This is a genomic window from Streptococcus sp. 20925_1_77 (assembly GCF_041432125.1).
GTDB lineage: Bacteria > Bacillota > Bacilli > Lactobacillales > Streptococcaceae > Streptococcus.
In genome coordinates this window covers 65,634-90,364 of the sequence record NZ_JAPVZB010000007.1, presented here as the reverse complement: position 1 = coordinate 90,364, position 24,731 = coordinate 65,634, and the positions used below count along the sequence as shown (strand labels likewise).

17 protein-coding genes and 1 tRNA gene are annotated in these 24,731 nt (G+C 45.8%); 3 read left to right on the top strand and 15 right to left on the bottom strand.

Translation table 11 applies throughout. From position 1 onward, the window contains the following. Positions 1 to 295 precede the first annotated feature (295 nt). From O3626_RS05600 to O3626_RS05545, 12 genes are all read right to left on the bottom strand, one after another. Positions 296 to 982 (bottom strand): YoaK family protein, encoded by a 687-nt coding sequence (locus tag O3626_RS05600; protein ID WP_045759985.1) that lies wholly within the window; start codon positions 980 to 982, stop codon positions 296 to 298. A 128-nt stretch (positions 983 to 1,110) separates the two neighbouring features. Next, positions 1,111 to 1,887 (bottom strand): NUDIX hydrolase, encoded by a 777-nt coding sequence (locus O3626_RS05595; RefSeq protein ID WP_021154052.1) that lies wholly within the window; start codon positions 1,885 to 1,887, stop codon positions 1,111 to 1,113. Next, positions 1,888 to 2,670 carry a nicotinamide riboside transporter PnuC gene (gene pnuC / locus O3626_RS05590; protein ID WP_371495750.1) on the bottom strand — a complete coding sequence of 261 codons (783 nt, stop codon included), beginning with the start codon at positions 2,668 to 2,670 and terminating at the stop codon, positions 1,888 to 1,890. A 22-nt stretch (positions 2,671 to 2,692) separates the two neighbouring features. Beyond that, a complete protein-coding gene (locus O3626_RS05585; protein WP_023919820.1) occupies positions 2,693 to 3,754 on the bottom strand; it encodes an AAA family ATPase in 1,062 nt (353 codons plus the stop codon). A gap of 164 nt (positions 3,755 to 3,918) precedes the next feature. Then, positions 3,919 to 4,644, bottom strand: a complete 726-nt coding sequence (locus O3626_RS05580; protein WP_070675808.1) for a hypothetical protein — start codon at positions 4,642 to 4,644, stop codon at positions 3,919 to 3,921. 164 nt (positions 4,645 to 4,808) lie between these two features. After that, positions 4,809 to 5,216 carry a DUF4430 domain-containing protein gene (locus O3626_RS05575; protein WP_371495746.1) on the bottom strand — a complete coding sequence of 136 codons (408 nt, stop codon included), beginning with the start codon at positions 5,214 to 5,216 and terminating at the stop codon, positions 4,809 to 4,811. Continuing rightward, positions 5,194 to 5,682: a hypothetical protein gene (locus O3626_RS05570; RefSeq protein WP_003002175.1), complete on the bottom strand. Its 489-nt coding sequence runs from the start codon at positions 5,680 to 5,682 to the stop codon at positions 5,194 to 5,196. Before O3626_RS05570 ends, O3626_RS05575 begins: the two co-directional genes overlap by 23 nt. A 9-nt stretch (positions 5,683 to 5,691) precedes the next feature. Next, a complete protein-coding gene (locus O3626_RS05565; protein WP_371495743.1) occupies positions 5,692 to 8,121 on the bottom strand; it encodes an ATP-dependent Clp protease ATP-binding subunit in 2,430 nt (809 codons plus the stop codon). Then, a complete protein-coding gene (locus O3626_RS05560; protein ID WP_371495741.1) occupies positions 8,122 to 8,586 on the bottom strand; it encodes a CtsR family transcriptional regulator in 465 nt (154 codons plus the stop codon). Between the two features lie 217 nt (positions 8,587 to 8,803). Further along, positions 8,804 to 12,511, bottom strand: a complete 3,708-nt coding sequence (locus tag O3626_RS05555) for an alpha-L-fucosidase (RefSeq protein ID WP_371495739.1) — start codon at positions 12,509 to 12,511, stop codon at positions 8,804 to 8,806. Between the two features lie 105 nt (positions 12,512 to 12,616). Then, positions 12,617 to 19,495: an Ig-like domain-containing protein gene (locus O3626_RS05550; protein WP_371495737.1), complete on the bottom strand. Its 6,879-nt coding sequence runs from the start codon at positions 19,493 to 19,495 to the stop codon at positions 12,617 to 12,619. 215 nt (positions 19,496 to 19,710) lie between these two features. Next, positions 19,711 to 20,232, bottom strand: coding sequence for a DNA starvation/stationary phase protection protein (locus O3626_RS05545; RefSeq protein WP_272144355.1), 522 nt, complete (start codon positions 20,230 to 20,232; stop codon positions 19,711 to 19,713). A gap of 154 nt (positions 20,233 to 20,386) precedes the next feature. On the opposite strand from O3626_RS05545, the gene O3626_RS05540 reads away from it, so the two are divergent. Next, on the top strand, positions 20,387 to 20,857 hold the full coding sequence (locus O3626_RS05540; protein WP_003002130.1) for a small multi-drug export protein: 471 nt from the start codon (positions 20,387 to 20,389) through the stop codon (positions 20,855 to 20,857). A 127-nt stretch (positions 20,858 to 20,984) separates the two neighbouring features. Here the strand turns inward: O3626_RS05540 and tsf are convergent, their stop codons facing one another. After that, positions 20,985 to 22,025 carry a translation elongation factor Ts gene (tsf, locus tag O3626_RS05535; RefSeq protein ID WP_049496376.1) on the bottom strand — a complete coding sequence of 347 codons (1,041 nt, stop codon included), beginning with the start codon at positions 22,023 to 22,025 and terminating at the stop codon, positions 20,985 to 20,987. Positions 22,026 to 22,107: 82 nt separating this feature from the next. Next, on the bottom strand, positions 22,108 to 22,890 hold the full coding sequence (rpsB, locus tag O3626_RS05530; protein ID WP_003002189.1) for a 30S ribosomal protein S2: 783 nt from the start codon (positions 22,888 to 22,890) through the stop codon (positions 22,108 to 22,110). Between the two features lie 263 nt (positions 22,891 to 23,153). On the opposite strand from rpsB, the gene O3626_RS05525 reads away from it, so the two are divergent. Together O3626_RS05525 and O3626_RS05520 are read left to right on the top strand one after the other, a co-directional pair. Continuing rightward, positions 23,154 to 23,224 (top strand) — tRNA-Cys (locus O3626_RS05525). Positions 23,225 to 23,367: 143 nt separating this feature from the next. After that, entirely contained in the window at positions 23,368 to 24,126 is a 759-nt protein-coding gene (locus tag O3626_RS05520) for a hypothetical protein (RefSeq protein WP_118227758.1), read from the top strand. Between the two features lie 50 nt (positions 24,127 to 24,176). Here O3626_RS05520 and nusG read toward each other — a convergent pair whose 3' ends face one another. Next, entirely contained in the window at positions 24,177 to 24,713 is a 537-nt protein-coding gene (nusG, locus tag O3626_RS05515; RefSeq protein WP_003002077.1) for a transcription termination/antitermination protein NusG, read from the bottom strand. Between the last annotated feature and the right edge of the window lie 18 nt (positions 24,714 to 24,731).

The following is a 24,731-nucleotide window of genomic DNA, read 5'->3' as shown; positions in this document are numbered from 1 at the left end:
ACCGATTTCTGTCCCACTCTCTGTACTATTTTTAAATAAAATAAGTTAAGCAATTCGGCAAAGAAATATAAATATGTTTTAATTTTTTGAGCGAATCAAAAAAATACCGAAACTTTCCGCTGTGAGAAAAGTGCCTGAAACACGATTGTTTCAGGCACTCGGGAGTTTTGAGACCTTAGGCTCAAAACTAAGTCATGGAACTTCTTCGAAGTTCGCTGACGTCCGTACTCACCTAAGGAAAGTTTTAATATGGCTTCGTCTTCAATCTGATAGGACCTCACACGGGGTCCTGTTTTTATAGATTATCTGTTTGCAGGCCGAGTTGTTTGACTCTTGCGGTGTAGTAGGTCATGATCAAAAAGAGGTTGGCTGTGATCAGCCAGATGGCCCATTGGTGAATGAAATGCATGAGGATGGCTACACTAATCGCTCCCGCAACAAAGCTTCCAACAACGATTCCGTAATTCATAGCCTGACGCCGATACTCGTCCAAATCACCCTTTCCTCGAGTGATTCGGTACAAGGCCGTCAGCATCTTGCGGTAATTGCCGGAAGTCATAAAGATCACATAAGGGTGATTTTCGATGAGGCTCCCTGTAAAGGTCAACATCATCATCCCTGTCCCAAAAGCAATAAAGGGAACTTCTACAGGTGGTATGACAGACACCAAAGGAATCAGGAGTGTTACCACAAACAAAGGAATCAACATCTTGGTTCGCCAAAAGGCTGTCTTGCGATATTCTTTGATATGGAGGGCAACCACAAAGCCGATGGAAAAGAATAAAATAGATGAAAAACGCATGATGGTATTTTCGACGCGGGGATCGTGCCAATCAGCGATGAGAAGCAGGAGGTTCCCAGTTTGGGTCGCGACCAAACTCCGGTAGTGCATGTGGCAAAAAACATCAAGGCCCCCGCCGATAAAACCAAGCAGAGCCCCCATCAGTCGTGTATTTTGTGGTAAGATGATTTTTTCTTCCATAGTCGTATCCCTTTTGATTTCAATTATTTTTATTATACCACTTTGCACACAAGTGGAGCAGGAAAAATCAGAAAAAGCCCTTGGCTGCAAAAAGTAGCTGAGGGCTGATAGAATTCATCTCGCTCGATCTACTGTTTTAGGCGATAGGTCTTCCGTGGTTTTTTCTTAGGAACCCGCTTGACACCCACTTCTTCCACGAATTCTCCGAACTTCACGAGGAAGTTATTGCTAACGATGGGGCGTCCAGGATTGATCAGATTGACCAACTCGGTTGCTTCATAAACGGTGAAAGGCTCCTCTAACAGATAGAGGAAGGTTGGATTCCAGTCCAGACGCCCCTGAATCCGCTTGATCGACTCTTGAATAATCTGGTAGTGGTCAAAGGCAAAATCAGAAGCAGCTAAGGGTTCTCCATCGAGCAAACACTGGGACTTTTTGAAATCGACATCGAGAAAAACAACTTCCTTGGCATCGTCACCTGCATGGGCTAAGTCTACTGCTTCTGCCGGCAGATAGACCAGATGGGCAATGGTAATGACCCAGCCTCTGGGGTCCCGCTCAGGGGTGGAAACGGTCATGAGCTGCTCCACCTTATTCACTGGCAGATCGAGCCCAACTTCTTCTTTGACTTCTCGGATACAGGCATGAGTCGCATCTTCATCCTTGTTCACAAAGCCCCCCACCAAGGCGAGGCGGTGTTGATAAGGGTGGGCCTTGCGGCGAATGGCTAAGAGCTTGAGCTTGCCTTCAACAAAACAGTAAGCTACCATGTCCGCTGTGACACTTGGAGTTTCATAAGTCGGCAGATCTTGCTCCTTGTACCACTTGAGAAAGTCTGCTTCACTAGCGACCGTCTCAAAATACTCTTTCTCCGTCATTCCTGCTGGAATCGAGAGACTTGCCATCTAAACCACCTCCTTCTTGAGGGCTTTGGTCCATTGGTACCAGCCTACTAAACTATTGAGCGTGTAAACCCAGTACATCCCTTGAATGTGAAGACTCTGATCCCACCAGAGATAGATACTAAAGACGTTGGTCGCAATCCAGAAGATCCATTGCTCCCGGTAAAGGCGGGTCATTAGGAGCTGGCCGACCCCGTTGGTCGCATCGGTGATACTATCACGGAAAGGGCGAGCGCTATGGATACTTTGATACGCGAAGCCCATACCGATCCAAATCACAGCACACAAGGCCAAATAGCGCATCCACTCGATTAAGTTCAATTTCTTGGCTTCAAAGTGAGATTCTTCGACCTTACCTTGATCATTGATCCGATTAGAGAGCCAAACATAAAGACCGATCGGTTGCATGATGAAGAAATAAAGAGTTGTCAGAACTTCCCCGTAGAAGTTTTTATTGAGGGCTAAAACAAGGTAGATAGCGGAATTCACTGCTCCAAAGAGGTAGTTACTAGCACGCCCTTCGGCAACCAGGATAACACAGACAATGCCTGTCCAAGAGGCAAACAGTCCCAGCCAATCATGCTGTCCTGTATGATTGGTCCATTCTAAGAAGAAGGGAACGCTGGAAAGAAGCAGGAGATAGATCCATTGAAAGGCTGTACGTCCCACAAAAAGGTCCTTCCACAGGAGTTTCATAATATTGACAAAACCCTGCTTTTTCGCTTCTTGGTGAACATTTTTAAAGTCTTGGATAAAGGTTGTGAATTTTTCAGATAGGTTGTTCATTAGGTGATTCATAAGCTGCTCCTTAGTCGGCTTGGTAAATGGCATCGATCACCTTCTTGGCTTCTTCGTAGTTGCCGAGGTAGTCTGATGCGAGGAAAGTAGTCGGAATGTTTCCTAGGTATTGCTGGCGCAATTGGTCCAGGTAATTTGAAAAGCTGGTGCGGATCTCTTCGTCAGCCATGGTCATGTCTCGGAAGCCATCATTGACATAAGAGCCGATCGGCTGTACAAAAAGGATCAAATCCCATTTTTCTTTGGAGAGAATACTGACAAAGAGGTTGTCAAAGGTATCGGTCATGCTGGTATCCTGGCCTTCGACTTCCATGTAGTAGTCGTAATAACCCTTGGTTACCAGGGAATTGGTATCGGCGATGACAAGGCCTCGATTGGCACTACTATCGATGAGCTTAGAGGTTTGATCATACTGTCCTAAGAGTAGGTAATAGTAATCTTTTGGCGTGAGCTCATCATCCCGCACATTGTTCTTGATCTGGTATTCACGGGCATACTCAAGACTAACAGGTGCATCGTAAAAGCGAGCTAAGTCCTTTGCAAGGGTCGTTTTCCCGTTGCTGGCGCTCCCCATGATCAAAACTTTTTTTGTGAACTGGCGACGGAAGGGCTGAGCGATATATTTCCAGTATTTGCTTGGATTTTCCCGGATCATGGTAGCAGAGATCCCGAAGCGGCGCTCTTCTAAGTGAACTTCAAACCCTCTAGCTTCCAACTCTTCCTTATAGGCTTTCTCCCCTACATAAAAGATCAACTCTTCTGTCTCTGTTTGATACTGGATGGTGTCTAGGGCTGTCTGTAACCAAGGCTCCCAGCCCAAGGGATAACGAGGAAGTTCTGTCTCATCTAACTTATAGACTTGGGTCAACTCATCATTAGAGAAGGCTTCGCGGATATAACGGAAGCGTTTTTGTAAAGTCAACCCGACTTCTTCGCCACGGTCCCCTTCATAACCAGATACGATGACACGAACGCGATCACACTGACGCTTGGCCCGCTGGATCAGGTCAATATGCCCCTGATGAAGAGGCGCAAAGGTTCCAAAAACCAGGGCAATTCTTTCTTTTTTCATATAAACTCCTTTTTATAATTTTTTATAAATAGATTTTCTTTATGTTTTTATTATAAACTATATTTTCTATCTGTCAATAGTTTTTTATAAAAAAATATATTTTTCTTCAAATCAACAAAAAAAGATCTGAAAAGAGAAGCTTCTCCTTTCAGATCTTTCGCATTTTATTCACGAGTGAGGGAGTGGCTGACACCGTCTTTCAGAACCGTCACACTAGATACTGAGCCATCTTTTCCAACTACGATATCTAGAGTCGCCGCAGACCCATCGCCTGCTGAGAGATTAGCATGGTAATGGCCGTCATCCAAGGTATAGTTATAAGCGCTGATACCATAGGCTACGGGTTGGCCCCCAGGAAGTTGGATGGTCACTTGACCACCTTGGCCAATAGTGACTCCAGTGTCGCGTTTGTCAGACCAATTCCCAGCTGCTGCAGAGAAATCCCCTGCTGCTACAGAATAGACTCCCTTGTATTGGGCATTCTCAGTAGCAGAAGCTTGCTTCTTAGCATGGGCATGACCGTCTTCTAGACTTGGCAATTTTGCTTTCGCTGGTGTTGCTGGAGTGGCTACTTCTTTTGTTTCTTTTGTTACGGGTGCTGCTGGTGTCGCTTCTTTAGCTGGAGCAGGTGTTTGACTAGCTGCTGCTTGGTTATTTTTGCTACCAACAGTATGACTTTCTTCTGATTTGCTATCAGAGGATGAAGAGGCAATCGGATCTTTACTAGTGATCACTTTTTTCTTAGAAGAAGAGCTGGTTTGTTTAACCAGACTGGTCTTTGAACTGCTTGCTTCTGAAGTTTTTTCTTCTTTATTCCCGCCACAAGCTCCTAGGAAAAGACTAGCTGTCAAAGCTAGGGCTGCTAGGGAAATGATTTTTTTGTTTTTCATAACAGAACCTCTTTTTTGTAACATTTGTAATATTTTGTAACATTATTGTAACACTGTTATATGAGGCTGTCAATAGTTTCTCAAATATTTTTCTAATTTGAAAGAAATTTTAGGTAAGTTCCTAAACTTTGCAAAAAAAAGCCGGACATACTGTCCAGCTTTTCTTATTTATACACTTCTTGATAGAATTCGATCTTGTCCCCTTTTTTAACGGTGGTTTCAGCAGCACCTTTTGGAGCCATTTCGCCATTGATCTTGTACATCCAGTAAAGACCTTTGGCTTCATCTTGGCTGTGACCGTCAATCGAGGTGATCATGCCATTTTTTTCTTCAATCTTGTAGTTGGCTTTGAGCACTTTCATGAGGTTGCTCTCTTCTGCTACTTTCAAGGTTTTCGATTGCGCTTTTTGACCTTCTGGCGTCACGCTAATCGTAATCGAAATTTCGTTTTTCTTGGCAACTTCTGTGCTAGAAGCACTTGTTTGATGGTTTGTGCTATGAGACGGAGCGCAACTCGCTAAAAGAAGAGCTGCAAGTAAGGTCATCAAGCTAGAAATGGTTTTTTTCAACATAAAATCTCCTAAAGATTTGATAGATAATGGGATAGAAAATGATCGTCGACAGAGCATGGGCAAGGTTAAAACTAAAACCATTGACCAAAGCATAGGTCCACCAAGGAATATGGTATATCAAGGCATAAACACTATCGATCAAGACCCCATAAGCAAAGGACAGTAGGCCTACAAAAAGGATCTGAAGGACAAAGGGCAACCACTTGTAACTGATGCGCCAAATGAGCATCAAACAGCCAAAGGCGACAATCTGAAAGAACACAATCAGGCTCATCCCCAGGAAAAAGGCGGAGACAAACATGGTGATCATCATCACAAGAAAAGCAAAGCTATACCCTTCAAATATCACCAAGAGAAAAAAGATGGCAGAAATAGGTTGGACATTTGGGAAAGGGGCAAAAGCCTGACGTAGAGCGACACAAAGGGCCGCCAAAAGCGAAATACGGGTTAATCGCTGAAGCGTCATGACATCCTCCTAGACAATCTCAAACTTGATCGTTCCGGCTGTCGTTCCAACCTTGATCGTTTGTCCTTCTTGGGCTTGGCCTTTCAGCAATAGCTCTGCTAGTTGATCTTCCACTTCGGTCTGCAAGACACGACGCAGTGGGCGAGCTCCCATTTCTGGATCGTAGCCTTTGGTTGCTAGCAACTTGAGCGCTGAAGGCTGGAATTTGAGGGTCATGCCTTGTTCGGCCAAGGTCGCGATGAGCGGTTTGACCATGACTTTCACCACCTGCTGCATGTCCTCGCTTGAGAGACTATGGAAGACCACCTTTTCATCAATCCGGTTGATAAACTCTGGACGATAGGTCTTCTTCAACTCTTCAAACATGCGTTTTTCCATATTAGCTTGATCAAAGCGGATATCTTTGGCACCAAAGCCAACTGTCTTATCATCCCGAAGGGCTGTTGCTCCCAGGTTTGAGGTCATGATGATAATGGTATTGGAGAAGTCAATCTTCCGGCCTTTACTATCGGTTAAGACTCCGTCATCCAAGACTTGCAAAAGGACATTGAAAATATCTGGATGGGCTTTTTCCACCTCATCAAATAAGAGGACCGAATACGGTTTGTTGCGGACTTTCTCGGTCAACTCGCCTCCTTCTTCGTAGCCCACATAGCCTGGAGGGGCACCGTTGAGGCGGCTCGCTGCGAATTTTTCCATATACTCACTCATATCAAAACGGATGAGGGCCGATTCATCATCAAACAGAACTTCCGCCAAAGCTTTGGCTAGCTCTGTTTTTCCGACACCGGTAGGTCCCAGGAACATGAAAGAACCGATCGGACGCTTGTTGCTACGGATACCTGATTGATTGCGTCGAATAGCCCGACTGATACTCGAAACGGCTTGGTCTTGACCAATCACGCGCTTGTGCAATTCTGTTTCTAAGTTGAGGTACTTCTTGGCATCGGTTTGAGTCAGTTTTTGAGTTGGAATACCAGATAATTGGCTCAAGGTCACTAAGACATCTTGGTCAGTGACTTCTTTTTTGTAGACAATGGGAGCGGCCTCTACTTGTAAGAGTTGGGCTGCTTTCTTCCACTTGCCGTCCATCAAGGCCCGATCCAAGGCGGTCAACTCTTCTTTTACGTGACCGTTGGAATCGCGGTTTTGTACAGTAGCTGCCGCTTCATCCAAGAGATCAATGGCTGAATCTGGCAATTGACGGCTGGTCAAATAGCGGTGAGCATATTTGACAGCTGTTTCGATCGCTTCATCGGTAATGGTCACATGATGGTGGTCCTGATAAGTCTCTTTCAAGCCTTGGAGAATCTGGATGCTATCTGCAACACTTGGCTCTTCAATGGTGACTTTCGCAAAACGCCGAGAGAGGGCTGCATCTTTTTCGATATGCTTTTGGTACTCATCTTGGGTCGTTGCCCCAACTGTACGCAAGGTTCCCCGTGCCAGGGCTGGTTTTAGAATATTGGCTGCATCTAAGGTCGAATCAATGCCGGATCCTGACCCCATAATGGTATGCAGTTCATCGATAAAGAGAATCACGTGACCGTCTTCTTCGATGTCCTGGATGATATTGTTCATCCGTTCTTCGAAGTCCCCACGGAAGCGCGTTCCTGCAACAACATTCATGAGGTCCAATTCTAAGACACGCATTTGCGCGATTTCAGCTGGAACATTGCCACTAGCGACCCGCTGAGCCAGACCTAAGGCAAGGGCAGTTTTCCCGACCCCTGCTTCTCCCACCAATACAGGATTGTTCTTCGTCTTGCGGCTGAGGATTTGGATCATGCGTGAAATCTCTGCATCCCGGCCGATCACAGGTTCAAGCTGGCCTGCACGCGCCATTTCTGTCAAATCACGGGTATAATCTTCAAGACCTCCACTGGTGCTTGGTGGCATGCCCATCATATTTCCCATGGTTTGTCGGTTAGGGTTTTGAGCCCGATAAAGACTCCGAATGGCTTTGATATCGTTCTTGTCCCAGCCTGCCTTGTCTTCTAAATTCTTGCGAAGGGAGGCAATAGGGACTCCCTTGTCTTGCTCTGTAAAGGCAAAGCCGGCAAACTCCATGACTTGGCTCGCCAAGGTCCCACGGTCCGCTAGAAGAGAGAGGAGCACATGCTCTGTTCCCAAGGTCTTGGCATGAAGAACCTGGGCAATCTCTCTTGCGTGCTTCATAATGGCTTCCATCCGATAAGAAAATGGGAAGATTTCATACCGATTGTCGCTTTGAAAAGCTTGGCCTGTAATATGCTCCGCTGCATCCTGAAACTCATCGATCTGCATAGGATAATCGTTCAGTACAGAACCTGCCACGCTATAGGGATTATTGGCCATAGCCGTCAGGAGATGCCAAGTATCTAAGGTATGTCCCTGATAGTGGCCTGCTAGTATTTGGGCCGCTTCTATACTTTCTAACAGTGCTGTTGAATAGTTCATCTAGTCGGTATTTCCTTTTCTATCTACTTGTTGAATGATTTTTTTCAGCATACTTGCTCGTAGAATGAGAGCATCTCGACCTAGGACCTCATCGGAGGTCGTCGCAAGCAAGAGCTGCGTTTCACGTCTTGTCAATAATTTTTCTTCATAGAGCATCTGGAGGATATCATTGAAGACCTGCTGGCTGATGGTTTCTCCAATATTGGCTGCCAAGTCTTGGAGCATCTGATGGTGATCTGAAAACTGGACCTTGCCAATGCGGATATAGCCACCCCCACCGCGTTTGCTCTCTACAATATAGCCTCGACTCTCGGTAAAACGGGTCTTAATGACATAGTTAATCTGACTGGGTACGACCTGAAAGACATCGGCTAACTCACTTCTTTTGAGCTCTGCCATGCCAGCTTGAGCCAGCAAGGCCTTGATATAAGCTTCAATGCTATCAGATGTGTTCTTATTTGCCATGATGCTCCTTTCTGGCTTGTTTTTTTCTAGATGGATGCTCTACTCTTTGGCCCATAAAAAATGGCCTTGGAGTGTTCCTTCTCATCATTGACCTTATTTGACTATTATACAATTTTTACGGCTGTAAATAAAGCAAAGACTCCATGGAAATCGGAATCTCTTAAGAAGGCAAAACAAAAGAGGCTAGTGAGAACTAACCTCTTATGCGAAGAAGGAACTACTCTTTGCGACGAGCGAATTTGGCGCCTCCACCCAAGAAACCTAGACCAAGAAGGCCTAACCAAGCAAAGAAACCACTTTCTTTTGTACCGGTTTGAGGAAGTTTTCCTTCCGATTGTAGAGAAGGACTTTCAACATCTTTTTTTTCCGGATGATCTGAAGTCAAAACAGAAACTGCTTCTGGGGTTTTCGGTTGGAAGAAAACTGGTCTTTCTTTTTCTTTTTTGTCTTCTGCTTGAGAAAAAGTTGCAACTTCTGGCTGCTCCTTACTTGGAGTGACAGGAGTGGTTGGAGTCGGCATATCAGCTATCAACGGACTTTCTTCCGCTTCCTTCGTTCCAACTTCTGTGATCTGGTCCTGAGCCTCCACTTCGACAAAGGCATCGACTTCTGTCCGAATTTCTTTGCCTTCTTGTCGAACCTCGATCAATTTCAGCCGGCGTCCGACCTTCCCTGCTTGAAGGATCCGGCTCTCGCCCTTGGCCAAGTCCTTGTTCTCACGCGTTTGACTCTCAAATGGAATCTCCTCTGCTTCGATGAGAAGCTCTGGCTTTTCAAGAATCAGATCTCGAACACCTTGATCTGGGCGTGTCTGCGCCAGGGGTTCATAATTGTGAGCATCTTCTAAGGTGGTTTCAAGGGCTTCCACTTGATTAGCTGCAGCAACCAAATCTGGTCGCTCTTGATCCAACAACTGAGTCAAGTCCGTCAATTGTCCTTGAACCGTCGGTTTGAGGTCTGCTTTCAAGCGATCGAGAGAAGTAGCCTTGATCTTTTCTACTCCTTCTCTGATGATCTGTTGCAGCTCTTCTTGACTGAGCAGCTGACTATCTTTCCCTGAGAGGACAAATCGGTCCACCTGGATGGCTCTAGATGACTGAGGATCATTGAGGGCTGGATCCAGATGCAGGCGTAGCTGGTGGTAGCCTTTTGCTAGGCCTTGTAGATTGACCAAACTCTGGTCGAGCTTGCGTTGATCTCCGTAGCCACTGAAATAATGATCGCCTTCGATCTCATAATCATGGCCCCGACCTTCTTCGAAGGCCATTTCTTTTCCATCCAGGGTGACGCTGTAGAGCCCATGACTTGGATCAACCACTCCTCGGACCTCCACGCCGGTGCCCTTAAAGGTAATGGTCACTTCAATGTGTTTCTTGCCTTCTTCATCGGTCACTTGGTTAAAGCTAGACCAAGATTCTGTGCCATTTGAGAAGTTTGGATTGTCTGTCTCGTGCTGCCAACCCTCACTGTAATGCAGTTTTGGATCTTGGTCATCTACTTCTTTGCGATTTTCTGGAAGCAGGTCCTCGTTCATCACTTGGACTGTCAGTTCTGGAATAAAGCCGACCAGACTTCCTTGATCCGGATGCAACAATTTGACCTTAAAGTCATAGACATCGGTTGCTTTTCCTGCAAAATCAAGGGTTGGAACTTGGACTGTTTTTTCTGTCTCGCCATCTGCGAACTCAAGGGTGACGTTGGTATCTTTGTAGACCTTGCCATGAACCCCTGTTCCTGGTTCTGTGATTAATTTCAGACTGGCACTTCCTTTAGAGCCACCTTTTCTCTTGACGAGGATTTGCGCTGGGTCGCCTTTCTTAACAGCTAGAGTTGGCTGAGCAAACTCAAAGAGACCCTTTTCTTGGTTATTGAGGGCATAAATCCCTTCCGTTGCGATCGCATCTCCCTTGCTATTGACCAAGGTCAAGGTATGAGATCCTGCTGCCAAGTCCGGTGTTTCATAGACCTTTTGGCTACGTTTGCGGCTTGGGCTTTGGGTATTGACGGTCGCTAGCTTTTGTCCATCGACATAGACATCCATTTCCCCATGACCAGGGTCGACAGTTGCGACCACATAGGCCTTAGTGCCTTCAAACTGATAGGTCACCGAAGCTCCCTTTTCCTTGGTCCACATAGAGGTACCTCGAACGCCTTCTCCCTCTTCATTCCACTGACCATTGGCCCGGTCAGCAGTCCGGTCAGAATGATAAGTCAAACCAAGCGGATAGCCATCAGTTTCTTCAATGCTAGCTGGCGTCTTATAGACAGAGACTCCGTTCAAGATTGGAGTGGCTTGGGCATCAGTGATGGACACCCGGATATAGCGACTATCAACTGGTTGCCCTTTGATTAATCGGCGGTATCCCACAGTTGAGCCAGCTCCATAAGGAACCCATTGCCCATTCACTGCCACATCAATGGTGAAGCCAGAAATCCGTTGGCCTTTCTCGATGGTTTCTTTGAGCTCTACCACATCAAAGTGTTGCTCTTTTCCAAGATCGAGGACAAAAGATCCGGTCTTGGCATCATCAGCCGGGGCCCAACTGGTCTTTTCATCGCCATCTGTCAAATGGCTAGCCTTGTAGAGAGAATTGCGTCGTGTCGAGTCAGCTTCGACCAAAGCTCCTGCCGCATAGTTCACACTGTAGAGTTGGTCCAAGGTCTGGCGGAATTCTTTCAAACGGGCTACATCGGCCTCCGCAAATTTTCCGTCTTGATTGGGTGGAATATTAAGCAGAAGCGGGGTGCCATGGCCGACCGATTTGAAGTAAATGTCCATCAATTCGCGCAAGGACTTAGGTTCTTGATTGTCATGGTAGAACCAGCCGGAGCGGATAGAGACATCGGCTTCTCCCACTGAGTATTGCTTCCCTTCCGGATCCCCGTGATTGAGGTAGCTATTGGATGGATTGTTGCGGATCTTATCTGGATTGACCTTTTGCCAAACAGGATCTCCGGCAATCCCCTTTTCATTTCCAATCCAACGAACATTGGTCGGCTCAGCTGAGAAGATGGCAATATCCCCTTGGGCCTTGCGAATGGCTTCAAACCACTTGTCAAAGGTATAGGTGACTTTTTGAGCCCCATCGCCACGCGCACCATCCATCCAGACTTCTACGAACTTGCCCTTGTTACCATATTTTGGATCTTCAAGGATTTCTTTGAGCTGGTTGAGATAGTATTCGTTGTATTGGTCCTCTGTATCCACATGGTAGAGCGGGCTGTGAGCATCCCAAGGCGAGAGGTAGACCCCCATATCCATGTCATACATGCTGGCAGAAGCAGAAACCTCGGCTAGGATATCGCCTTTCCCTTCCTTCCAACCGCTTTTAGCAATTGTATGGTCGGTGTATTTGGATGGGTACAAGAGGAAGCCATCGTGGTGCTTGACGACCATGATGGTTCGTTTGAAGCCCGCGTCTTTCAGGGTTTTGATCCACTGATCGGTATCCAGATGCTCTGGATAGAAATAATAAGGATCTTCTTGCCCATCTCCCCACTCACGATCGTAGTAGGTATTCATCCCAAAGTGGATGAAAGCTGCTAGTTCTTCGCGGTGGTATTGCATCTGAGCCTTGCTTGGAAGTGGTCCGTAATCCGCAATCTCAGTCTCCTCGTTTAGAGAAGTGGCTGGTTGGCTTGCTTCTGTCCCTTGACTGACTGTGCGATTTTCTTTCTCACTAGTAGCTGCTGAGGGCTGTTCTGATTCTTCTTGGTGCTCGTTCACAGTTTTCTCCTCCTTTCCTTGATCTCCTGCATTGCTCGTTTCAACCCGTTCTTCACGTGGTTCACTATTCTCAGCTTGTTCCTCTGCGTAACTGGTAGTCACTCCCAAAAAACAAGTCGCTACGACTACCGAGCAGACGCCTACTGAGAGTTTACGAATGCCAAATCGATTTCTCTTATCAAATAATCTTTTTCCCATATTCCATTCCTTTATGTCATCAGGTAAAGAGGGTGGAGACTTTCCCCATCCTCTTTCTGTTACCTGTGAACTTTTCACCGTATAGTTGCTGGCTTATCCAGCTTTTTACTTGGCCTTATCGGCTCTTTTTTTCTGATCATCCAGCACAGCACCGGCAAGACCTGCTGCTAAGAGACCTGCCACAAGGCTTGCGACGCTTTCTTCCGTTCCTGTATTTGGTAATCTACCTTCGGAAACTGGAGCAGTTGAAACTGCTGGTGTTTGAGCTGTTTTCTCGACTTCCTTCCCTGCTGCATCTGTCCCTTCCTGACGCACTGCTTTGACCTCAAGAGATGCTTGAGGAGTTGGGGTAGCTACTGGTCCTTCTGAGCCATGAGGATGTTCTGGGTTCGGAAGCGGTTGTGGCTCTGGCCGTGGTTGCGGCTCTGGCTGTGGTTGCGGTTGTGGCTCTGGTTGTGGCTGAGGTTCTGGATGAGGTTCTGGCTGTGGCTCTGGTTGTGGCTCTGGTTGTGGAGTGTCTGGAAGTACTTCTTTCGTGCCCACCTCTGTGATTTCTGCCACTGGATCTAGCTCTACAAAGGCATCCAGTTCCTTCCGGCTTTCCACACCATTTTCTTGAGAAACTTCCACCAAGCGCAATTTGCGGCCTTTTTGACCTTCTTGAACCACACGTTTCTCACCTTTTGGAAGATCCGCATTTGGACGTTCTAGGCGTTCAAAGTCCATCTCTTCTGGCTCAATCACCAACTCTGGTTTGGTATGGGCCAGATTCTTAACCCCTTCTTCAGGAATGTCTGAGCCTGTAGGTGCTTTTACGGATAGAGAAAGTTGATATACTTTTTCGAGCTTGCCATCTTCTGAGACAACCTTGATAAGAACCGGAGCATTGGCACTTTTAGCATCGATGACCGTAACGGCTGTTCCATTCTTGCCTTGTGCTGAAACGATTGGACGTTCTCCCTCATACTCTAGATGATAATCTGTCACATCTGGTTTAAAACCTTCTAGGTCTTTGCCATTCACTTGGATCGTAACGTCAGTTGTTGCCTGGGCCTCTTCTGTTGGGGCATAGGCGCTCAATTCAATGATTCCAATTCCTTTAAGATTTTCGTCACGGACCATTCTTAAACGGATGGCTTTCGTTCTGGTTTCGTTGAAGCTGAGGTTAGAGATATAACCAGGCTCAAAGGCATAATCCAAGCTATACGGGATTTCTTCCCAGTTTGAGGCTTGGTTAAATGGATGATCTGGAAGATTCTTCAGATTGCCATAATCATCCGGAACATCAAAGTCTGGACCAATATAGCGTTCAAGAACCGTTTTCGTTGGCAGACCTGTTTCCTGATCTGCAAAGAAGTCGACCGCTACTTTATTGACTAAGCGCTCTGTTACTTGACCATTTTTCTTGAAAATGAGACCAGCAAACACTTCTGTTTGATCCGGCTCTCTCTTCCAGTTGGTCCAACGGTAGTACTCGTTGTAGCCACCATCATTGATGTAATCGATATAGTCGATTTGATTTGGATCGAGATCGTTGGTTTCACTAGCAAATGCTCTGGTATCCTCTGCATTGTAGTCACGGTTCACAGAGAGGATTTCTCCTGTCTTTTCTGACACCCGGACGGTCAGCTGAGCTGTCAGATCATAGCCAATGACTTTTCCTTCCAGCGTGAAGCTACCTTCGTGAGAAAGCGCATCAGCTGGTAGAGGCTTCCAGTCCACCGTCAGTTCCTTGCGTTCATAGCCTGTATCCCCTTGGAAGTAAACGCCTACGGTAGATGGTAGAACTAGATCTTGACCGACTTTCACAAAACGGCTGCCTGCTTCTACTGCTACTGGAGTAGCTTGTTTCAGTTTTTCTGCATCACTTGTGAGATGGAGACGGTATTCTTGTAAGATAGTACCATCTTCTGCTTTATGGATGACACGGATTGGCTCACCTTCATGGACGCTTGGTACAACCGTTGCAAGACCGTGATGGCTGGCTGTCGCTTCCACTTGTGGATAAGCCCGATCACGCGCATCGATGTAGTAATCGGTCACACTTGGGTTGACACCTGGCAAGACATCGCCATTGACGCGAATGGTCAACTGGCTCTTTTCTTCTGCCGCCACCTTATTGGCAAAGATCTGAATCTCTGAAATAGAGCTTCCACGTTTGCCTTCTGGTGTCTTCATGCGGATCCGAACGGCATAGGTGTCGACTTTATCAAAACTGAAATGATTCATCTTGCCAGCTGCTACCGGTTCTTCAACGGTTAGGTTGCTGACTTCTTTCCAGTTGGCTGGATTGTTAAATGGATGGTCTGTTTCGTCTTTGACACGATTTGGATTGCTTGGAACTGTTGGGATTTGCTCTCCTGTATAGTACTCAATCACGTATTCACTTGGAGCCCCAACGCCGTGGTCTTCATGGAAACCAACATGGAGGTTGTCCACTGCACGCTTGGTCAAGATACCAGAGTCCCCAAACAAGATTCCAACCGAATCTTCCGCATTGTCACGGCCCCAGTTGGTCCAACGGTTAGCTGGAGCATCGGTAAAGGAGATGACCTTGTCATTGACCTTAGCAACTGGATCTGCATCGTTAGAGTCACTTGCAAAAGCGAGTGGCAAGACAGATCCTGTCCATTGCTCTGCTACATTGGCTCCCTTGACTGTGGTGCTAGAAACACGAATATGAAGACGGGTTGGAAGATCCGTTCCTTCTACACGACCAGCTAGGACAACTTCTCCTTCTTTGGCCAAGAGTTGCGGATCGACCGCATCCCAGGCCACCTTAGCAGTATAGGTCTTACCATTAGAGTGATAGGTACGCACGCTTTCTGGAAGGGCTGGTTTTTCTCCGACTGGAGTGGTAGTGCTGACTTCTTCTACAGCGATAATGCCTTCAACCGTCACTTGAGCTTGGGCTTCTTTTTCCACACCCTCTACATGACCGGTGACTGTAAAGCTATGGTAATCCTTGACTTGATCTGCGGTTACAGCATCCCAGGTCACGCGTTTTTCTTTAGGGAATCCCTTATCATACTCGACCAAGACGGTCTCTGGAAGAGCTGGCAAAATGTTTCGATCTGTACTAATCCGTACAGGACGCACCTTGACAACCGTCTTTTCTTCAGGATTTGGTGTGATGGTAAAGCTGACTTCTCCCGTTTGTCCTTGGAAGTTGGCTTCTAAATGAACCAAGCCTACTTCCCGCAATTCCAAACCTTTATTGGTTGCGACTGCTTTTCCTTGACTACCAGCTCTTGTTTTCACATCGATTTGATCTGCTTTGAGACTTGCTTGGCTACCATCTTGGTAATGGGCAATGACTTCAAGTGGTACCGTTTGGTCTTCCTTGAGTTCCTGTCCTTCTGGCAGACGCAATTCTAGGCGCTCAATCTGTGGACTTTCTTCTTGGAATTGGACCACATAGGTCTGTACAGCTCCCGTATCCTGAGCAGTTACAAAGATTTGAGCTTTCAAACCATTTTCACGGTTAGCTTGGAGGACCGTCACTTGGGCATTTTCTGCACTTGCTGTGACTTGACCTGGCTCTTGACCATAAGCGAGGGAACGGAAAATAGTATGGTTGCCACTACCAAATTTTGGAAGAGCTACTCCATCTAGCTGAACCGTTGGTTTCTTAGCCTTGGCTACTTCTCCTCCTGCAACCACTAGTGTTGCTTGAACCGTTTCCCCATTGCCTAGGAGTCCTGTCGCTTTCAAGCGTGCTCCTGGTGTGGATAACTGATCTTCTTGACCAGCTTCCAAGGTCCATTGATCGACTTCATAGTGAGCACTGGTCCCATCGGTGAAGACTAATTGCACAGTCTTATCCACTGTCGCTAGGTCTGCTCCCTGCGGGATTTGTTTGATGACTGGAAGGACTTGTTCCACGCCGATCACATCAACCAGAGCTTCGACCGTGCGTCCTTGAACATGACCTGTCACACGGACTTGGCCGGCACGGCTATAGTTTGCTTTGTCCCATTCAACAGCTTCTTCTTGGGCCTTGCCATCGCTATAGACCACATTGACCTTACTTGGTAAGGCAGGCTCTTCTCCCAGATAAGCACTTTGTCGAACCGGTTCGACTCCCAAGACAGAGCGTTCTGCTTGGTCCTTCTTACCTGTAAAGAGGCTGACTTGGTCTGATTGCAAGCGATCTGAGTCTGCATACAGAGTAAAGGCACCCGCCTGCTCAGTTGATTTGACAATCACAACCCCTTTGCCGTTGAAGGCTTTGCGTTGCCATGAGCCATCTTCCTGCGCTTTGTAGCGTTCACGGCTAGCTTGTTCCCCATTATCGACACCGACAATTTGACCTTGCCCATGCAGATGGAAATGCACCAAATTATTGGCAGTTGGGACGACACGACCTGCTTCATCGACGATTTCATATGTAATATAGGTCAAATCCTTGCCGTCTGCTACAATGGCGTGTTCTTCTTTCAGCAGGCGAACACCGGCTGGCTTCCCAGCTGTCTCGATCTGATCACGTGCGATCACTTCGCCTGCTTCGTTGCGCGCAATAGCTTCTACTTTACCTGGTACATAAGGAACCAACCACTCTAGATAGAGTTCATCCGGATTTGCCCCTTCTTGGTAGGTCCGGCCATCAGCTGTGGCCTTCTTGGTAAAGGTCTTCACTCCTTGTGATTCCCCATTGACAATCAATTCCACACTGTGAGCATTGGAGAAGGTCCGAACAGGGATCCGGCCTTCTTCGTCCATGACACGATTGGCTAATTCTGGATTGTCCCAGTTCCAATGTGGCAAGAGATGGACCATCGGATGTTTCTCTGCCGATACCCATTGACTTTGGTAAAGGTAAAAATCATTCTTTGGAAGGCCGGCAGTATCCACGATACCGAAATAAGAACTTTTCACAGGTGTGTCATTTTGGTTGTGCCATGGTGTTGGCTCACCGATATAATCAGTACCGGTCCAGATAAATTGTCCTGCATAACCGGCATGATCACGGTCAAAGGTCCAAGAGGCGGTTGCTGTCCGACCCCAACCAACCCGGTCATTGCCGTAGTCTGATTGTTCATAGTGGCGGTCTTCTTGGTTGCTGCCAACCCATTCTCTTTCAGGATGATAGTATGAGCCCCGTGTCCGCGTTGCAGAAGAGGTTTCCGAACCATAAATGAGCCAGTTTGGATGTTTGGCCCGTAAGCTTTCATAGTTGGCCTCTGAATAGTTAAATCCAACCGCATCGAGCTCTGCTGCTACCTTTTCATGGCCTCCTGAGCCATCACCAAAGCGGAATTTATCAGCTCCCATGGTGACATAACGGGTTGCATCCACGTCCTTGATGGTCTTGACCAACCGACGAACAGTTGCGACAGATTTGTCTGAACCATCTGCTTCACCGACTTCGTTACCGATTGACCACATGACAATGGCTGGATTGTTCTTGCCCCGCTCTACCATGGTTCGTAGATCGTAATCGGACCAAGTATCCCCCTTACGAGCTTCTGGGTGAGTGGCATCTTTTTCAAAGAAACGACCATAATCGTATTGTTTCTTACCACCATACCAGGTATCAAAGGCTTCTTCTTGGACCATCAAGCCCAACTCAGCAGCAATTTTTAAGGTTTGTTCACTGGCTGGGTTGTGGGTCGTCCGAATCGCATTGACCCCCATGTCTTTCATCTGTTTGAGACGACGGTATTCAGCCTTGTAATTTTCCTCAGCTCCAAGAGCCCCGTGGTCATGGTGAAGGGATACTCCGTGGAATTTCGTCGCCACCCCATTGAGGAAGAAGCCACCTTCTGGCGTCCAGTTGAGATAGCGATAACCAAAGCGTTCCTTTTGCACATCGACCAACTGCGAATCCCGATAAACCCGCGTATACAAGGTATAGAGAGCTGGATGATCCGTTTTCACATCCCAGAGGGTTGGTTTTTCAACATGCAAGGTTTGAGAAAGGTTGATCGCTTGACCTGCTAGAACAGCTTGTGCTTCACTGCGCGTTTTTTCGCTCACCACTTGGCCATTTTGATCGACAATTTCATATTCCGCATAAATACTATGGGCTTGATCATCTTGGTTGACAATGCGGCTCTTCACCACCGTATCTACTGCCCCATTTTGCTGTTTTTCCAACTGAGGGGTCGTAATCGTAGTCCCATACTGCGCTAAATGAACCTTGTCCGTCACACTCAGCTTAACATCCCGGTAAATCCCGCTACCAGAATACCAACGGCTACTTGGTTGTTGATTGACCACATGAACGGCGATGGTATTCTCGCTTCCATCTGCGTTCAAATAAGGAGTAATATCATAAGAAAAGGCATTGTAGCCATTTGGATAATGACCAACGAATTGTCCGTTTACATAGACTTTGGAATCCATATAAACCCCGCCAAATTCCAAGCGGACCTTCTTATCTAGATCTTTGTCGTCCAAACGGAAGGTCTTACGATACCAAGCATCCCCTCCGTTTAATTGACCCCCCTCATTTTGAGCAGGAGAGTTGTGATCGAAATCAAAGAAAATAGACCAGTCATGAGGAAGATCTAATTTTTTCCAATCCTTGACATCCACTTGACGCCCTTCTGCACCAGGAGCTGCATTTAATTTAAAATACCAATCTTTATTAAAATCACGTTCTCGATCTTGCACAATATCCTCCGCTACACGATTTTGATCTGGAGCAGCAGTTTCTTCCGTTCCTGTAGCACGCTCAGATGAAGTAGAAACAGGCTGGCCCTCTCCTTGAGGGGCTGGCTTTTCCTCAGCTCTGGTAGGGGTGATGACAGCTGGAGCTTCTGAAACTCTTGCACCAGCTTCAGGAACTTCCGTTTCTGAGTTTTCCGTTACAACACTTGGTGTCTCCATCGAAGTCGGTTCACTTTCGAGGGCTGGCTTTTCTTCCGCATGGACCCTTGAAAGACCCAAGGCAGAAATCCCAATCACAACAGAACAAGCTCCAACTGAGAGCTTACGAATACTAAAAACAGGACGCTTTTCAAAAAAAGACTTTCCCATAAAAACCTCCTCTTAGGATTAACTATTCAATTTGTAAGCGCTTCCTTATACCTGCGAACGCTTACAGAAAATCACATATTAACTATACCAAAAAAATAGAAGCGATAGGCCTCGATTTCGCTCCAACTATAGTTAGATTAAGAATTCCTTTAATTAGTGGAAATCTCCTACAAACCAAAAAAATAGAAGCCAACGGCTTCTATTTTTTTATGATCTTATAATCCTGGTTCTTGACCAAGTTCAGCAGCCACCATCCAAATGTTCTTTTCAAGTTCTGCTTTCGCCCCAACAAAGATATCGTTGGTTACATCGTCGCCTTCAGCGTCAGTAACATCCAAAGCTTTTTGGTAAAGGCCATCAAGGTAATGGAAGATTTCAAGAACACGTGCCAAGCTTTCTTCTACATTTTTTGTAAATGCTCCACGGCGTTCTTCAATATTGCTGTGTTCCAAAAATTCAGTCATGCTAGAATAAGGAGCCCCACCAAGAGTGATCAAGCGTTCGCTCACTTCATCCAAGGTTGCATCCAAGCTGTCCATGTATTCGTCCATTTTTGGATGCCAAACCATAAAGCCACGTCCACGCATATACCAGTGTACTTGGTGGAGGGCAATGTGAGCTACGTAGAGATCTGCTACGACTTGGTTCAAGAGCGCTTTTGTCTCTGGAAGACTTTCTTTATTAGAAGGTGCAAAAGTTGCTACATCAGTAGCTGCTTCATGTTTCATAGTTGTCATATCGTTTCTCCTTTTTATAATGATTCTAATTAACTATGTCTTTATTATATGCTTCCTCATTCAGAAAGTCAAGATAAAAGATTTAAAAATATCATTGTTGCCAATTGAGAAAAGATACGATAGAATGAAGAAGACTAATCGAAAGGCTTGACTAATGAAATATATCTTTACCTTCCTGATCTCCATGGTTCCCCTTGTTGAATTGCGCGGAGCCATCCCTTTTGCCATTGCAAATGGTATTCCCTTATGGACAGCGCTCCTGATCGGAGTGATCGGAAATCTTCTCCCCGTCCCTCTGATCTTCTTTTTCGCCCGCCATATCCTCACTTGGGGGGCAAAAAAACCAATCATAGGAGGCTTTTTTAGCTGGTGTCTCAATAAGGGCCATAGAGGCGGACAGAAATTAGAAAAAGCTGCAGGAGACAAGGGAATCTTCTGGGCCTTATTGCTCTTTGTGGGAATTCCTCTTCCGGGAACTGGTGCCTGGACCGGTGCCCTTGCGGCTTCTATCCTTGACTGGGACTTCAAACGCAGTAGCCTCGCAGTCATGCTCGGAGTGATCCTAGCCGGCCTCATCATGGGAACCCTGTCCCTGCTCTTAGGAATCGATACCTTCGCACATTAAGCAAAAGAATGAGCCCATGATATCAATTCACATAATATCTTCTCTGAATCTTTCCTTAGGTGAGTTATTTAGATGAATTTATCTTACAAAAAAAGAGGTTCCCATCGAAACCTCTTTTTTTGTATTCTTAGTTGTTAAGAGCTGCTGCCATTGTAGCTGCAACTTCTGATTCAAAGTCGTTAGCTGCTTTTTCGATACCTTCACCAACTTCAAAGCGAGCAAACTCAACTACTGAAGCATTTACTGATTCAAGGTAAGCTTCCACTGTCTTGCTGTCATCCATGATGTAAACTTGTGCAAGAAGAGTGTAGGCTTGGTCAACTTTAGTGTTGTCAAGCATGAAACGATCCATTTTACCAGGGATGATTTTATCCCAGATTTTTTCTGGTTTACCTTCAGCTGCCAATTCAGCTTTGATATCTTCTTCAGCTTGAGCGACAACTTCGTCAGTCAATTGAGCTTTAGAACCATACTTCAAGTGTGGAAGAGCTGGTTTACCAACCATTGCACGGCTTTCGTTATCTTGGTCGATGACGTGGTTCAATTGTGCCAATTCATCTTTCACGAATTGTTCATCCAATTCTTTGTATGAAAGAACAGTTGGTTTCATCGCAGCAATGTGCATTGAGATTTGTTTAGCAAGTGCTTCGTCTCCACCTTCGATCACAGAGATAACACCGATACGTCCACCGTTGTGTTGGTAAGCACCGAAGTGTTGTGCATCTGTTTTTTCAAGCAAGGCAAAACGACGGAATGAAATTTTTTCACCGATTGTAGCTGTTGCAGATACGTATGCAGCTTCAAGAGTTTCGCCTGAAGGCATTGTCAAAGCAAGAGCTTCTTCGTTGTTAGCTGGTTTACCTTCAGCGATGACTTTCGCTGTTGCGTTTACCAATTCAACGAATTGAGCGTTTTTCGCAACGAAGTCAGTTTCAGCGTTTACTTCAACTACTGCTGCAACGTTACCATTGACATAAACACCAGTCAAACCTTCAGCGGCAACACGGTCAGCTTTCTTAGCTGCTTTAGCCATACCTTTTTCGCGAAGCAATTCGATCGCTTTTTCGATATCACCTTCAACTTCAACCAATGCCTTTTTAGCGTCCATGACACCGGCACCAGATTTTTCACGCAATTCTTTTACAAGCTTAGCTGTAATTTCTGCCATTTTTGTTCTCCTATATTTTTTTAATAAAATAAGAGGGTCGGGCTGAGCCCTGCCCTCTTAGGTTCGTTACTTATTGAATGAATTAAGCGTTGTCGCCTTCTACAACTTCAACGATTTCTTCGATTGAATCAGCTTGACCTTCAGTAGCTGCCAATTCAGCTTCTACTGTAGCAACACTGTCTTCACCTTGACGTCCTTCGATAACAGCGTCAGCCATTTTCGCAGTGATCAATTTAACAGCGCGGATAGCGTCATCGTTCGCTGGGATGATAACATCGATATCATCTGGGTCAGTGTTTGTGTCGACCATCGCTACAACTGGGATACCCAATTTCTTAGCTTCTTTAACAGCGATTTGTTCTTTATGTGGATCCACAACGTACATTACGTCTGGGATACGAGGCATGTCTTCGATACCGCCCAAGAATTTTTCAAGACGAGCGCGTTGTTTGTTCAACAATGCAACTTCTTTCTTAGGAAGAACTTCAAAAGTTCCATCTTCTTCCATGCGTTTGATTTCTTTCAAACGAGCGATACGTTTTTGGATTGTTCCCCAGTTAGTAAGAGTTCCACCCAACCAACGGTGGTTGATGAAGTATTGACCTGCACGAACAGCTTCTTCTGCAACAGCATCAGCAGCTTGTTTCTTAGTACCTACGAACAAGATCACTGCATCGTTTGCAGCTGCATCACGCATGAAGTCGTATGCTTGGTCTGCATATTTTACAGTTTGTTGCAAGTCGATAACGTGGATTCCGTTACGTTCTGTGAAGATGTACTTAGCCATCTTAGGGTTCCAGCGACGAGTTTGGTGACCGAAGTGTACACCAGCCTCAAGAAGTTGTTTCATTGAAATTACTGCCATGAGTAGTTTCTCCTTTTTTGTTTTTTCTCCTCTCTCAGACGTCAACTTGCAGCACGACCACAAGGGCAACGGTGCCACAATGGATCCGAGATGAGTATTTGCTGTCTTAGACAACTCTATAAGTATAGCAGAAATCACTAGAATTCGCAAGCTATTTGAGAGATTTTTTCAATCCCTACGATGAAATGGTTTTCTAAAGTTGTTTGACGTAAAAAGTTTTTCTTGACCTATCTTTATTTTTAGGTTACAATATTATATGTTATGGCGGTATAGCCAAGTGGTAAGGCACGGCTCTGCAAAAGCTTGATCGTCGGTTCAAATCCGTCTACCGCCTTGATAATAAAATTTTTTATCATCTTTTATCTTTTAAAAATTCCCCTAGCAATAGGGGGTTTTTTGTTGCCATTTGCTCCTTTCCTTGATTATTGATATAATAAAACCTCGCCTGATCGGCGAAGCACATTAGAAAGGGTATTTATGAAAAACATTCGTTTCTTTGCGATCGGCCTTCTTTCACTAGTGACACTAGCCGCTTGCTCACCTGCCAATTCTGCGCAACAAGCAAAAACAGCTTCTAGCTCTAGAAAACCGATCAAACAATCTTCTACCAAAGCATCATCTAGTAAATCGTCGAGCACTTCTTCAGACAGCAGTAGCTCAGATGATTTTTCAGGTCGCTTCAGCTTGGATCCAGATGATGGCGCATCTCTCCAATATGTGCCAGGAGCTGCATCCATTCCTGAGATCGAAAAACTCAAGAACCTCCACCCTACCACCGGTTTTGTATTGAGAACCGAAGATGGACAAGAGGTTGGTGGGCCAAAAGAAAGAAGCAGTTACGATGACGTAGTTGCAGCCTTTGGTCAACCCGTAAGTAGTACAGACAGTGCGAATCCTGGTGATGGAGTCAATGTTTGGGCAACAGACAATGGCGATATCATGGCTTTCTTCCGCAATAATGTGTTAACAGATATCACCTTCCGACTAAGAGGGGGCGATGCCAACCACCAGTCTACTGGCAGCATTTCCAAATCCGATACACCAAAAACGGCCCTCGAACGTCTCGGAAAACCCTATGCCATTATGCGTTCAGAAAATGGGACCAGCTATGTCTATAAAGATAGCAACGGAGATGAATCTAGCTTCTCTACACAAGGCAATAAGATCTTCAATGTTACGTCTGCTGCAGAAACCAAGCAGTTAAAAAAGATCACTGGCCTGGATAAAAATCAATAACGATCCATACAAAGAACCCTCCAAGTTTTTCTTGGAGGGTTCTATTTTTCTTACAATTCAGCAATTTGGTTCAGGTTCACTTCTGCAACTGTATCGTTACCGAACATAGAAATGACCATTTTCACCTTGTTGTTATCAATTTCAGTGATCTTACCAGTATAGTCTGTGAAGGCACCGTCGATGATGCGAACTGTGTCGCCCACCTTGACATCCAAATCAAACTCTTGAACGGTTTGACCCATAGAGAGCAAGATGCTACGGATTTCTTCTTCCAACAATGGAGTTGGTTTTGAACGGTTTCCGTGTGATCCAACGAAACCAGTAACGTTCGGTGTATTCCGAACGACAAACCAAGCTTCATCTGTCATGACCATTTCTACCAAGACATAACCTGGGAAGCGGTTTTCTTCGATTTCTTTTGTTTTACCATTTTTCTCAACTTGTACGGTTTGAGTTGGAATCTCTACGCGCAAGATGTTTTCTAACATATTGTAAGTTTGCGCACGTTGCAAAAGATTCTCTTTTACCTTGTTTTCATATCCTGAGTAGGTTTGTAGTACAAACCAGCCTTTATCAAAACTGTCCATTTGGGCATCCTTTCTTTC